The 12,793-nt window shown below is 57.0% G+C and carries 13 protein-coding genes; 3 read left to right on the top strand and 10 right to left on the bottom strand.

Translation table 11 applies throughout. The annotated features are described in order from the left end of the window. Positions 1–42: 42 nt before the first annotated feature. On the top strand, positions 43–432 hold the full coding sequence (locus tag LKE28_05585; GenBank protein MCH3907715.1) for a hypothetical protein: 390 nt from the start codon (positions 43–45) through the stop codon (positions 430–432). Here the strand turns inward: LKE28_05585 and LKE28_05580 are convergent. After that, positions 422–2,971 (bottom strand): EAL domain-containing protein, encoded by a 2,550-nt coding sequence (locus tag LKE28_05580; GenBank protein MCH3907714.1) that lies wholly within the window; start codon positions 2,969–2,971, stop codon positions 422–424. The two genes, LKE28_05585 and LKE28_05580, sit on opposite strands and share 11 nt — an antisense overlap. A 177-nt stretch (positions 2,972–3,148) precedes the next feature. Here LKE28_05580 and LKE28_05575 point away from each other — a divergent pair, with 177 nt between their 5' ends. Beyond that, positions 3,149–4,087 (top strand): ADP-ribosylglycohydrolase family protein, encoded by a 939-nt coding sequence (locus LKE28_05575; protein ID MCH3907713.1) that lies wholly within the window; start codon positions 3,149–3,151, stop codon positions 4,085–4,087. Here the strand turns inward: LKE28_05575 and LKE28_05570 are convergent. The 6 genes from LKE28_05570 to LKE28_05545 all read right to left on the bottom strand — a co-directional run bounded on the left by LKE28_05570 (position 4,062) and on the right by LKE28_05545 (position 9,116). Beyond that, positions 4,062–4,421, bottom strand: a complete 360-nt coding sequence (locus tag LKE28_05570) for an Hpt domain-containing protein (protein MCH3907712.1) — start codon at positions 4,419–4,421, stop codon at positions 4,062–4,064. The genes LKE28_05575 and LKE28_05570 overlap by 26 nt on opposite strands. Positions 4,422–4,485: 64 nt before the next feature. After that, entirely contained in the window at positions 4,486–5,607 is a 1,122-nt protein-coding gene (locus LKE28_05565) for a GGDEF domain-containing protein (protein MCH3907711.1), read from the bottom strand. A gap of 160 nt (positions 5,608–5,767) precedes the next feature. Then, a complete protein-coding gene (locus tag LKE28_05560; protein MCH3907710.1) occupies positions 5,768–6,313 on the bottom strand; it encodes a GNAT family N-acetyltransferase in 546 nt (181 codons plus the stop codon). 1 nt (position 6,314) lies between these two features. Beyond that, positions 6,315–6,689: a VOC family protein gene (locus LKE28_05555; GenBank protein ID MCH3907709.1), complete on the bottom strand. Its 375-nt coding sequence runs from the start codon at positions 6,687–6,689 to the stop codon at positions 6,315–6,317. 11 nt (positions 6,690–6,700) lie between these two features. Further along, on the bottom strand, positions 6,701–7,384 hold the full coding sequence (locus LKE28_05550) for an MBL fold metallo-hydrolase (protein MCH3907708.1): 684 nt from the start codon (positions 7,382–7,384) through the stop codon (positions 6,701–6,703). Positions 7,385–8,213: 829 nt separating this feature from the next. Beyond that, positions 8,214–9,116, bottom strand: coding sequence for an SPASM domain-containing protein (locus LKE28_05545; protein ID MCH3907707.1), 903 nt, complete (start codon positions 9,114–9,116; stop codon positions 8,214–8,216). A 126-nt stretch (positions 9,117–9,242) separates the two neighbouring features. On the opposite strand from LKE28_05545, the gene LKE28_05540 reads away from it, so the two are divergent. After that, on the top strand, positions 9,243–10,073 hold the full coding sequence (locus tag LKE28_05540) for a phosphatidylglycerol lysyltransferase domain-containing protein (GenBank protein ID MCH3907706.1): 831 nt from the start codon (positions 9,243–9,245) through the stop codon (positions 10,071–10,073). Here the strand turns inward: LKE28_05540 and LKE28_05535 are convergent. From LKE28_05535 to LKE28_05525, 3 genes are all read right to left on the bottom strand, one after another. Then, on the bottom strand, positions 10,060–11,583 hold the full coding sequence (locus tag LKE28_05535) for an alpha-amylase family glycosyl hydrolase (GenBank protein MCH3907705.1): 1,524 nt from the start codon (positions 11,581–11,583) through the stop codon (positions 10,060–10,062). The genes LKE28_05540 and LKE28_05535 overlap by 14 nt on opposite strands. Positions 11,584–11,730: 147 nt before the next feature. Continuing rightward, positions 11,731–12,156 (bottom strand): flavodoxin, encoded by a 426-nt coding sequence (locus LKE28_05530; protein ID MCH3907704.1) that lies wholly within the window; start codon positions 12,154–12,156, stop codon positions 11,731–11,733. Then, positions 12,153–12,785 (bottom strand): DUF3793 family protein, encoded by a 633-nt coding sequence (locus LKE28_05525; GenBank protein ID MCH3907703.1) that lies wholly within the window; start codon positions 12,783–12,785, stop codon positions 12,153–12,155. Before LKE28_05525 ends, LKE28_05530 begins: the two co-directional genes overlap by 4 nt. Positions 12,786–12,793: the final 8 nt, after the last annotated feature.

Here is a 12,793-nt window from a genome sequence, read left to right as displayed (position 1 = left end):
TACAGTATAACCAGAAGCATTGACCAAGGAGGTTTGTGTATCATGGTAAGGATTGTTCGGCAGTTTCTCACCACGCTGTTCCCCCATATGCCAACCACCCTTGATTTCCGTATCTTCAGCGGGAAGGACTTCATCGGATATCTGCCCGTCCTAGAAAAGAGCGACGACCCGGTTCCGGTGTCCGATTCGCTGTCCGTCAAGCACTTCGTCATCATGGAAGATGCCGACGGATGTTCCTTTTATCTCACGCCGAACTATGCCATGAGTGTTTATTTCAATACGGATGACCCCACCAAAGTGGATATTCGAGTGGTCAATCTGGACAGCGAAGAGACGGAGGTGGAGGATACCATCCCCATCTCCGAATGGCCTGAACGAATGGAACAGGAGATCCTCACCTACCAAAGCATCGGGAAACCGATCAATCGCTGACGCGGTTCTGCGGGATCACCTTTTTCAAAAGGGTAAGCAACGCTTCCGGACTGAAGGACGAGTCAAGGTATCCATCCGCTCCGGGGACACCTGCTCCATTGATGACGATCACCGGGATACGCGAGACGGACGAAGAACGGATATGCAGGACGAAGGCGGAGCAACTGATGCCCGGCGCTCCACAATCCAGAAGAATGGCGTCCACCGGCTCGAACGATTCACTGAGGAACCGCAGGCCGCTGCCACCGCTTGCCACATCAAAGACCACGTAATTCGCCGAAAGGGCATTCCGGACACGTCCCACGACACTGCGATCCGGCTCGATGAGCAAAATGACACCGTTCTTGCGGATGGTGACGTTCGTTTCCGTCCGGAACTCACCCATCTGCTCCAAAACGATCTTGCGGTTGGTGATGTCATCCGCCATGCCGAGGAGCACCTTCTGGTTGCCGATCTGGCTGATGAACATCAGCTGCAGGGTCAGCCAGATGTCCTTGCCCTCCGGAAGATTACACAGAATCTCGCACTGGGCCAACGGATTGGTCGGTGAGAGTTTGGAGAGCACGTCCTCCACATCCGCCTGGGAAATGGAAGAGATGATGCTCATGGGGTCTTCCGTGAACGCCATCTGCCCACCCTTTACGCCGAACAATTCATCAAGCACACGGTTGGACTGCAGGAAGCAGAGCTGCTCGCCGTCATAGGTATACAGCGCCATGGCACTGTTGCAGGAGGCGAAATACCGCTGGAACTTGGAGGAGAGCACCCGCCAGGTGGAATCCTCCCCCAGAGAGGAAACCATCCGTTGCCTTGTGGAATTCTCCTGCTCTTGGGAGGGGAACGCCAACTTCTCAAACTCCGCGACCGGCATCGGACGAGCAAAGAAATAGCCTTGGGCGTATTCGCACCCGATGCTTCGGAGAAACCGCGCCTGGCGTTCATCCTCAACCCCTTCGGCGATGACCGGAACGGACATGCCCCTGCTCATGCGGATGATGGAATCCAAAATGAACCGGGCTTTTCCCGGATCGCTGCTTTTCTCCAAGAACTTCAGGTCGATCTTCAGAATGTCGATGGGCAGGTCCTTCAGCACGTTCAACGAAGAATACCCGCTGCCGAAATCGTCCATCAGGATGGTGAACCCATGCTCCTGCAGGCGTCCCATCGTCCGGATGATCAACTCCTGGTTCTCCGCGTAGGCGCTTTCCGTCAGTTCCAGCTGGAACAACTCAGGCGGAACCTGGTACCGGTCCACCAGCTCGATGATCTGGCTGACCAGCTCCGGGTTGTACACATCCATCCGGGAGATGTTGACGGAGATCGGCTTGGGGCGCTTGCCCTCCTTCAGCCAATGGCTGAGCAGCTTGCAGACCTGCTCCCACATGAAATAATCCAGCTTCAGGATGAACCCGTTCTGCTCGAATGCGGGGATGAACTCACCCGGACTGATCATCTCCCCCTGGTCATTGATCCACCGGACCAACGCTTCGCTGCCCGAGATGGTATTGGAGACCAGTTCGTATTTCGGCTGGAGGTAGACTTTGAACTGCCCCTCTTCCAATGCACGGGGAAAGATGTTGACATACTCCTGGATTTTCTTCAGTTTTTCGCGTAGCGGTTCCACGTAGAACTCATAGTTCTTATCGTACAGGTGGTTGCGTTTGCACTGCCGAGACGCAAGGCTGACTTTGTCGTAGATGTCATCCGGATCGGCGATCCTCGCATCGTTGATCATGTAGATGCCGAAGATCGGACGGATGTTGAAATCAATGGAATAGCTTTTCAGTTTCCGTTTGAACAGCTCGATCGCCGCGATGACCAACCCTTCCCGCGCGCACTTTCCGCAGGCGACGAAGATGTCCGCATGAAAGTGGGCGCAGCAGAACAACTCCCTGCTCTTGCCGAACTCCACCAGCTGGTTGGCAACGTACTTCAGGAACGTATTGCCGCTCTCCATGCTGAACATCAAGTTGATCAACCGGAAGTTCTCCACATCAAAGCGGATCATCACAAAGCGGTCATCCGGATGCTCGGCGAACATCTTGCGGCAATCCGCCATGAATTTCTGGCGGTTGGGAAGCCCGGTGAGCAAGTCATGCTGGTTGGTGTACTCCAACCGTTTGTTGGCTTCCTCAAGCGATTTCATCAAGCCAAGCTGGCTGCGGGCGTAGGCCGAACTGATGCGCAGTTTCAGGATAGGAAGATCATACGGCTTGCTGATGAAGTCCCAGGCACCCAGGTCAAAACATCTCCGGCCAACATCGCTGTCGTTCTGCGCGGTGGCCACCAGCACGGGGATGTTCTCCCATTCGGGCATCTTGTGGTACACCTCGAGGAACCCCAGTCCGTCCATCACCGGCATGACCAGGTCCAGAATGATCATCGAAATATCCTCGGCATGAGCTTTCAGAACTTCCAGAGCGACCTTGCCGTTTTCGGCATCCAAGACGTCAAAACTCTCCGATAAAACATGCCGCAGAATCTCTCTGTTCACCTCTTCGTCATCGACGATCAGTACGGTCTGTCTCTCCCTGGCCATCTCCCAAGTCCTTTCTTGAAACGCGTTCCCATCCGTTGCTGTTATTATACATAATACCATACCACATGCAAGCGGATGTTAGATCAAACATTGTACATCAATCTTTTTGAAGTCGTGTGGAAAATGTTTTTCAACAAGACCCTTTTTCTTTCCGTTCTATCTTGGTATGATGTCTGCATGCAAAGTGATACGGTGTATGACGGCATGTACGGGCTGGCTATCGGCGACGCCATCGGAGTGCCGGCGGAATTCAATACCAGAGAAGAGCTTTCCAAAAACCCCGTCACTGACATGACCGGGTATGGGACCCACTACCAGAAGCCCGGAACCTGGTCGGACGACACCTCGCTTTCGCTTTGCCTCCTGGACAGTCTGGCCTCCGGCCTGAACTATCTGGACATCATGGACAAGTTCCGCAGCTGGGAAGAACTGGGCATGTACACCCCGTATGGGAAGCTGTTTGACATCGGCATGACCACCGACGAGGCGATCGACCGGTATATCCGGGACATCCCCGTGCTGCAGTGCGGGGGAACGGATGAGTACAACAACGGCAACGGTTCGTTGATGCGCATCCTGCCCATCGCGTTCTTCATCCAGACCAAGCACATCACCTACGGGCAGGCGATGGAGATCACCGGAGACATCTCGTCATTGACCCACGCCCACCCGCGCAGCAAGCTCGCCTGTTGCATCTACATCACCATCGCGCTCCAGCTGCTGGACGGCAAGGATCTGAACACGGCATTGGATTCCGGATTGGAAAAAGCACGGACGCTTGTGGAAGGAAAACCGGAATTCCCCCATTTCCAACGCTTGTTCTCCCCTTCGTTCCCCACCACCCTGGTGAAGGAAATCCACAGCAGCGGCTATGTGATCGACACGCTGGAAGCGTCGTTGTGGTGTCTGTACAACACCCGGTCCTATCAGGAATGCATCCTTACGGCGGTCAACCTTGGGGACGACACCGACACCACCGCGTCGGTGGCTGGCGGGCTGGCAGGCATTGCCTACCACCGCTCAGGCATGCCGAAGTCATGGATCGAGCGGCTTGCCAGCCGTCCGCTCATCGATGGCATCTGCGCCAAATTCACCGCTGCTCATTGTCCTTCATGATCTGAAAGAACACCGCCTCCTGCTCCCGTACCCGTTCGTACAGCGGCTCCACCCCAGAGGTGAGTTTGGTCCGGAGTTTCTCGGTAAGGTCGGAAAGCGTCTTATACAACGGAGTCAACGACAGATTTCCCGTCACCCCTTTCAGCGTATGGGCTTCGGTGAACGCATCCTGATAATTCTTTGCAGCCATCGCGTGGTCCAGGGCGGTGAAATGCGTATCGTTCCACACCAGTTTCAGACACTTGGTATAGAACTCTTCATCGGCATAGATCCGCTCCATACCCCCATCCACATCAGCGCCCCAAGCCCGGAGCGCATCAAGCAATTTGGACATTCCCTGGCTTCCTTTCCCGATGATTGTACCATCCTGGCCAACCATGGCACAAGAACCTCTGTCGTTACTGCTGGCTATGGGACAACAGTTTGCGCTGGTACATCAGCACATCGATGTGACGCTGGAATTCCTCGGCATCCATCTTATCGTACGGATCAAACACATCACAACCAATGCTGAAGCCCAGGTGGAACGGATGGGGATGCTTGGCGTTGTACGCGTCCAATTGCCTGCCGATCTCCTCCACCACAAGATCCAGTTTTTCCTTGTCCCGGATATCCAGCACCACACAGAATTCGTCCCCGCCGTACCGGGCGATCATCGCATCCCTGGGAACACTCCTGTGGAGCAACGTGACGGTATCCTGCAGCGCGATGTCCCCCATGCCGTGCCCGTAGGTGTCGTTGATCGCCTTGAAATGGTCGATGTCCAGCATGATGGCGGAGAACATCGTATGCGCCTTGACCTTCTCCTTGATGGTGAAATCCAACCGTCTGCGGTTGTCCGCTCCGGTAAGGTAATCGATGTTGATGTCCTGGTTCTGGGCGAATACATGAACGACCAGGAGCGCGACGGTCGCACCCGCATACCCCAGCGACAATCCATAGAACACCGTCTGGAGCACGCCGCCTACCAATGGAATCAAGGGAAGGGAGAAGAAGAACCGGGAATACCGTCCCTCCACGGCGAACCGGTTGGCGATGACGAACACCTCAAGGTAAATCAAACCGAGGAGCATCAGGATGGCCCGGGCCAGGAACAGCGGGCCACGATGATACACACCAGCAGCATCAAACCAGAACAAAGATCCCGTCCAGAGCGTCATGACCGTCATCACTTCATTGAGGGTGCAGAAGATCCAGAACGGAATGAACCAATGGCGCTTGTGGGTCAGGTCAACCCCACACCACGTGCCGGCGTACAATGTCCACACGAAGATCATCAAGGGATCCAGCAGGAAAATCAGGAAATTGCCGGCAATGACCACGAAGCGGGAGACCGGACCGGTAATGGGCAGGCGGCTGAGGGTATCACTGACCAGCAACACCATCAAAAACAGCAGAATGAAACGGAACAGCCGTTGTTGGCGCGTTTTGTTTTCCCGGTTCTTCACCGTAAACAGGACGAGCATGACCAAAAACACGAAGGAATACCCATTGATGACCAACCACGACGGAACGTTCACTTTCTTTTCCCACTACCCCTGCGCTCTACCCCCTCATCGTTGATGTTCCCCCAGATTCTGTCAAGATTTCCGGTTGATGAATCACTCGTTTTTCGTGAAAACATCACGAGAAACGAATACACTACCATGTAAATTCGCTCATTTCCCGACGAATTGCCGGTCAGAAAACAGATTGTTGTTTCCAATCCTCAGCGGAGAGAAAGGAAAACCGGTCGACCCTCGTATCCCCGATGATCGGCCGGACAACTTCTCGCGCATGATGGAACGTGAAGCCACATTTCTCCTGGACCCGGCGGGACGGAGCGTTCTCCGCAAGGCAGACGCACCACAGACCGGAATAGCCAAGATCGACGAACGCCCGACGGATCAATGCGCACGCCACCTCCGTGGCGAAGCCCACGTTCCAGTACGGTTCAGAGATCCAGTACCCGATCTCCCCTTCTCCAGGGCCCATCGGCGCAGACCCTTCCGGAAGCGTCATGATGCTGGCGCACCCGATCAACGCCCCACAGCCCTTCAGCGTCACCGCCCAGGTCTCCGGCTTGGAGAGCACCGTACGGATGATCTCCTCACTTTCCTGGACGCTCTGGTGGGGGTTCCACCCCGCCATCGGACCGATGTGGGGGTTGCGTGCCGCCTGATACAAATCCTGTGCGTCTTCCACCCGCCAATGGCGGAGTTCCAACCGCTCCGTCACCAGTCTCACGTCACTTCTTCTCCGGCACGATCTCGATCCAGTACTCGTCCGGATCGCTGATGAAGTAGATGCCCATGGCGGGATTCTCGAAGCAGATGCATCCCATCTCCTTGTGCTTCTTGTGGGCCGCCTCCATGTCATCGGTGGTGAAGGCCAGGTGGAACTCGTCATCCCCCAAGTCGTAGTGGTCCTTGCCCCAGTCACGAAGCCAGGTCAGTTCCAGTTGGTGGACGGAGTGTCCATCCCCCAGGTAAACGATGATGTACGACCCATCCGGCGCCACCTTGCGCCGCACCTCGGTCAACCCGAGCGCTTCCTTGTAAAACCTCAAGGAACGATCCAGATCCATCACATTGAAGTTGTTGTGGGCGAAATGAAAATACATAGGCTCTCCTCTCAATCAATCTCGAACCGCTGGCCTTTGCGGGTGATCTGCTCCACCGGCCGGCCAAGCTCCTGTTCCAGTTTGGAACAGACCGAATAATCATCCCAGAAATGCATCGGAAACAGATGATCCACCGTCGTATGGGAAAGCAGTTCCTTCACTCCCAGGCTGTACGTCGTCTCCAGACGGGGATCAACGGGAAGGAACGCGATGTTGAAATGGGGATCCATCTTCTCCACCTCCTTGCGGTAGGCGCGCTGCATCGCCTTGTTCTCCTCTTCATCCTCCCCAATCCAGTACCAATCGTTGAGATCTCCGGCATGGTAGACCGTCTTTCCCCCTACCTTGCAGATGAACGCCACCCCTTCGTCGGTGCTCTCCAAGGCGCGAAGCGAGAACCGGGCCAAGGTGAGTTCCTGTCCCGGATGGATGAACGTCGTCACTTTCCGCAGCCGAGGGGGCACCCGTTTGTTGTTGTCGATGTCGTACGACAGGAGGTAGTACACCTCATCGTACTGGTCGCTCAGCCGGAAGATCCGGTCGGAATAGTGGTCGCTGTGCCGATGGCTGCACAGCACGTAGATCGGCTTGTCCGTCCGGAATTCAGGGAGCGGACCCTTCACATAGTCGAACAGGATGGTGCAATTCACCGCTTCGACGGAAAAACTGCTGTGATGGATATAGGTGATCGTCATGGCTCTACTGTAGCGGACAGACGCGCCTCCTGCAAGAAGCGGCCGGCCCCTGCCCCAACCAGATGGGTTGGTGTATACTTTCCAGCCATGGGATCCCTTTTGATCACCTTCTTCGCCTTCTCCCTGCTGTCGCTCACCATCGGGTGCGTTGACGCTCTGGTGCCCACACTCCCCGCCTGGCAGGTGATCATCGCGTTGGCTCCGGCGGCGCTCTTCCCCCTTCTCAAAGGAAAGCCCCGTTTCGTCCTGCTGTCCGTCCTGTTCGCCTTTCTTTTGATTCTTCAGGCGTGGAAGACGCCCCCCTGGCTCACCGCGCCCCTGCTTGGGGTGGGAAACCTGCTGTTGGTCCTGATGCTGGTCCAGATCCCCGATTTCGCCGGACAACGCCCGTTCTTCCACCTGTTGGTCTCGTTGTTCTGGGCCATCGGACTGTGCGGCTATCTGTTTCTTCCCCAGCGCTCCCCCCAAGCCCCGTTGATCCTGGTGGCAGCCATGTGGGGGTTCGCCATCTTCTTTTTAATCCCTTCCCGATTCGGGCCGATGGACAAGAATCCAAATCTCCCGCTGATTCCCCTGCTGCTCCTGGTGTGGTACACGAACACCCCATTCCTTTCCGTCGGGATGGTGATCGGGATTCTGATCCGCCCCCGTCTTTCCCCATGGTGGGGATGGCTTTCCCTGCCCTTCGGACCGCTGTGCGCCATCCACCCGTTGTTCGCCATCCCGCTGGGGGCTCTGGCCGCCTGCATACCGTCCCGACGGTTCCCCCTCTCCCCCATCCTTTCCGTCACCCCGGTACTGTCCTCAAGCCTGTGGATGACTCCGCTCTTCATTGCGCTGGGAATGTTTTTCGGTAGCGGGCGAATAATCCCTTGTACGAGGCGCACCGGTACAACTGGCCGGTCACCGGACTGCGCTGGGCCTGACAGCCGGTGTGGCACCACTTCTCAAACGGACACGCCTGGCACGCCTGGCCATGGACCAGCGACTGGTTGATGAACCCGCTCTCCCGGCGTTTCCGATCCAGACTCCGTTTGGTATCCTCTGCCACGTTTCCCAACCGATAGGCGGCGTTTCCTGCGTACAGGGGGCAGGGATAGACGGAACCGTCCCCATCCACGGCGTACTGGATGTCACACACCCCACGATACACGCACCGCGGTGGACGTCCCCCCTGGACGATGGTGGAAAACGCGTCCAGTTGCGGCACCTTCACCTCCACCGGCTTTTCGGCATGCCAGTAGGAAAACAGGGCGGAGAGGAATGAGCGGAACAGGAACGGGGAGAGCGTTGGCTGGCAGGTATACTCAAAGCTGGTGAATCCGGCGTTGGAAAGGGTATCCAGCCACATCCAGGGAACCAACGTCTCGGCGCGCTCCTCATCCAACGAAGCGCGGAACGTCGCATCCATCCCCATCTCCTTCAAGACGAGGCTGTTGGCGAACAGCGTGGTGGAATTGGGGTAGCCATCCTGCAGGAACACCACCTTTGCATGGGCGTCACGGAGCACGGAGCAGAGGGAGGAAGAGACCAACAAGCCGTTCGCCTCGATGGTCACCGGCAGGTCACGGGCGGCTTTCAAGCATCGGAGCACCGTCTCCATCGTGGCGTACCGCCCCATCCGAAAGACCGCATGATAGTGGAAATCCGCAGATTTCAAACAAGAAAATGTCTTGGAAAGCAATGCCGGTGTCATCGCTTCCGGCGCGATGACCGTAATGACGGAATCCACGGAATCCCCCTCCTTTTGTTTCCATCATACCACCGTGAGACAGGGGAGACAAACTTTTTCAGCCCCTTGACGGAGCCTGCGTGGCGTGCTATTCGTGTTGGTACCATGATTTTTCACCAACCTACATTGGCTGACCAGTCCCTGTTTACCGTCGGTTCTTCCCTCCTTGCCTACGAATACCAGTTCTCCTATTGCATGCTTTGGGAACCGACCGACCACATCACCATCGCAAAAACCGATACCGCACTCTACGTGCACAACCAAGTCCAGGACGCGTTCCTCTATCCCATCACCGACGATATTGACGCGGCGTTGTCCGAACTGAACGCATACTGCAAGGAAACCGGTACCCGTTTCGCCCTGGAGTGTGTTCCCAAGGAACAGGCCCAGGAGCTGGAGCAAAAAGGATACCACATCGAACACACGCGCAATCTGGATGATTACCTGTACAGCGGACAGAAACTGGTGACGCTCTCAGGCAAACACCTGCAGAGCAAGCGGAACCACATCTCCCAGTTCAGACGGGACTACACCTACGAGGCTCAGCCGCTGACCAAAGCGGACATCCCTGACGTCCTGAACCTGGATTGGTGCTGGATGCAGAGCAACACGGACGACAAGGAAACGGAGCAGGAGCGGAGCGCCATCCGGCGGGCGCTGACCTACTGGGAGGAGCTGGGGTTCATCGGAACGACCATCCGCATCGACGGGAAGCTGGTGGCGTTCACCATCGGGGAGATTGTCGACAAGACGCTGGCCATCTCCCACTTCGAGAAGGCGGACACCAGCTACATGGGGGTGTACAGCGTGATCAACCAGGCGTACGCCGAGATGTACCTGGCGGACATCCTGTATGTCAACCGCCAGGAAGATGTCGGGCTTGAAGGGCTGAGGAAATCAAAACTCTCCTACCATCCGGTGATGATGGTGGAGAAGTACATCGTCACCGAAGCGTGAAGACGGCGAACGACTGTCCTCCCATGGACAGTGTCGTTCCATCCAGCCTGGCCTCCCCCACGCCGAAGCGAAGCGTCCCCCGTTGGGAAAGCGGGATATCCACCTTCTGATCCTTCGGATTGACGGCAACAAGGAATTTTCCCCGCTGGTAGACAAACGGGTAGCTCCCCTTCTCGGCATACACTACGTGGAAGTTGGGCGTGCTGCCCAAATCCGCTTCCTTCTCCCGAAGCGCCAGCAGAGAACGGACGAAGGAGAGCAGCGAATACGGATCCCCGTCCTCCGCCTGCACCGTCGGAGCGTCGGATGAGGAATCCACCGGCAGATACAACTCCTTTGCGGGAGCGTCGGAGAAGCCCAGGTTGGCACCGCGGTCCCACTGCATCGGCGTGCGCGAACCGGTGCGCTGGTAGCCGCCTTCCTTGCTTTTCAAAGGGAGGTACCGCATCCCGATCTCGTCGCCATAGTACAGGAACGGAACCCCCGGCATGGTGAACAGGAACCCGTAGGCGAGCCGCAGTTGCCGCTCGTCCAGGCTCCTGCTGATCCTGATGGTGTCATGGTTGCCGGTGATCATGCTGATGAACCCGGTCTGTTTGGTCGCTTCGTACCAGGGGACGTATTCGTCGATGAAACGCGTGATGTCCCCGTTTCCTTCCGCACTGAAGAACGGCGTGGCGCTCCGCATCAGGGACGCGTAGCCGTTGCCATGCTCGCTCAGATAGAAATCGGAATCAAACCCCGCCTGCCCCACCGCCTTGGGGGGATCGGACCATTCGCTGACGACCGCCATCTGGGGGAAATCCTTCCGCACCGACGAGAGGATGTCACGCCAAACGATGGATGTGCCCGTCCACTGGGGATCGTTCTTCACCAAGGAACCCGCCATATCCACCCGGAAGCCATCACATCCGGCTTCCAGCCAGAAGCGCATCACGTCTTTCATCGCGTCCCGGGTAGCCAGGGCGCCAGGATCATCGATCGGCTTCTGCCACGAAGCTGTCGGATGGAAAAAGCCGTAGTTCAACGCAGGCTGGCAGGCGAAGAAATTCAGGCAGAACGCCCCGTCCCGTTCTGATTCCCCGCTGACCGACGGAGGATTGGTGCTCTTGTTCCAGACGGAATCCGTCCAGATGTACCGGTCGGAGTACCGGTTCCGCCTGGCCTTCTGGCTGTTGCGGAACCACGGATGGGAGATGGAGGTATGGCCAGGCACCAGGTCGAGGATCACATGCATCCCCCGCTGATGGGCTTCCTGGAAACAGCGCTCCAAGTCATCGTTCGTTCCGTATCGGGGCGCGACGCGAAGATAATTCCGCACATCGTAGCCGGCATCCTGGAACGGAGAATCAAAGCAGGGATTCAGCCAGATGGCGTTGCACCCCAAACCCTTGATGTAATCCAGACGACGGATGATCCCGGGAATATCCCCGATCCCATCCCCATTGGAATCCTGAAACGACTGCGGATAAATCTCATAGAACACCGCTGAACGAAGCCAATCTGGCATGTCGCACCTCCCGACGGCGTCAGTATACCGCACTTCTCCCCCATTTGGGGAAGTGGAAAGATGTGAAATGGGGCCCGCCACAAGGCAGGCCCCAAGGAGTGTAGTATCATCATGTCCGTTTCCGGGCCAGATTCCAAAATCAGCGCATCACTTGGTCAGCGATGCTCCCAACGTGCCGCAGGCGGCAAGGGCATCGGCATCCGGGGCTTCCTGGCAGATCACACTGTCATGGACCAGCGTGGCTCCCGCTTCCTCGCACCGGGTTTCCCAGTTGCGCATCCACTCGCCATCCCCCCATCCGTACGAACCAAACAGAGCGATCCGTTTGCCGGCAAGGGATTTGACCAGAGCGTCAAACATCGGCTCAAACTCCCCTTCCTCCAGGTTCTCCGCCCCCATGGCAGGGCATCCGAACGCGATCGCGTCATACATCGGGACCTTGGATGCGCCAAAATCCGAAGCGGTGATCAAATCAACATCCGCTCCGGCGCCTTTCGCGCCATCACGCACCGCTTCGGCCATCGCCTGGGTGTTTCCCGTTCCGCTCCAATATACCACCGCAATCTTGCTCATATCTTTTTCCTTCCTTCCGGAAACCCCACCACCAGCCGTTCCAGTGGCGTACCACAGGACAACGCCCGATGGTAGCATTCCGTACACATTCCAAACTGACGAAACAGCCGTTTTGCCCGCTGTTCATCCCCATACACCTTCCAGCACCCGACGCACTTGCAGTTCTGCGCCTTGTGCTGGATGAACCCCGTCACATCCTCGGGAGGATAGCCAAGGAACAACCCCACCTCATGGGGGAACGGAGCGTCCGAAGCAAGGCGACGAAGCAGTTCCCGCACGCACGATCCCATCCCATCCGGACAATACCCCGCCTGGAGCAACAGGCGTTTCGCCTGACTGTCCTTCCAGTCGTCGGAAAGCCGCTTCGGACGGTAGACGTACACCAGAAGCCGTCCGTCATGGCACCGACAGTACAGAACCCGCACCCCTTTCGGACCAAGGCGTCGATTGGCGTCCCTGAGGGAGTGTCTGAGGCCCTCCTCATCCCTGTCCGGGCAGGGGAACAGGTTACCTGTCTTCAACCCCGCCAGTGTCGGTGAGGCGAACCTAACCAGAAGTTCGTCCAGCATCCGTTCCTCGCTTTCTTGCCAACCATACCCGGTTTTTTCCCTCCGCTCCACTCCATTCATGCGCAATT

The organism is Sphaerochaeta sp., assembly GCA_022482495.1.
In the GTDB taxonomy this organism is placed as follows: Bacteria; Spirochaetota; Spirochaetia; order Sphaerochaetales; family Sphaerochaetaceae; genus RUG023.
This window is presented reverse-complemented; position numbering and strand designations above follow the sequence as displayed.

What these genes read in the sequence shown, in the direction of transcription:
- LKE28_05580 (MCH3907714.1), bottom strand. Translation starts at nt 2,971, where the DNA reads ATGGCCAGGGAGAGACAGACCGTACTGATCGTCGATGACGAAGAGGTG.
- LKE28_05525 (MCH3907703.1), bottom strand. Translation starts at nt 12,785, where the DNA reads ATGAATGGAGTGGAGCGGAGGGAAAAAACCGGGTATGGTTGGCAAGAA.
- LKE28_05585 (MCH3907715.1), top strand. Translation starts at nt 43, where the DNA reads ATGGTAAGGATTGTTCGGCAGTTTCTCACCACGCTGTTCCCCCATATG.
- LKE28_05530 (MCH3907704.1), bottom strand. Translation starts at nt 12,156, where the DNA reads ATGAGCAAGATTGCGGTGGTATATTGGAGCGGAACGGGAAACACCCAG.
- LKE28_05575 (MCH3907713.1), top strand. Translation starts at nt 3,149, where the DNA reads ATGCAAAGTGATACGGTGTATGACGGCATGTACGGGCTGGCTATCGGC.
- LKE28_05555 (MCH3907709.1), bottom strand. Translation starts at nt 6,689, where the DNA reads ATGTATTTTCATTTCGCCCACAACAACTTCAATGTGATGGATCTGGAT.
- LKE28_05570 (MCH3907712.1), bottom strand. Translation starts at nt 4,421, where the DNA reads ATGTCCAAATTGCTTGATGCGCTCCGGGCTTGGGGCGCTGATGTGGAT.
- LKE28_05535 (MCH3907705.1), bottom strand. Translation starts at nt 11,583, where the DNA reads ATGCCAGATTGGCTTCGTTCAGCGGTGTTCTATGAGATTTATCCGCAG.
- LKE28_05550 (MCH3907708.1), bottom strand. Translation starts at nt 7,384, where the DNA reads ATGACGATCACCTATATCCATCACAGCAGTTTTTCCGTCGAAGCGGTG.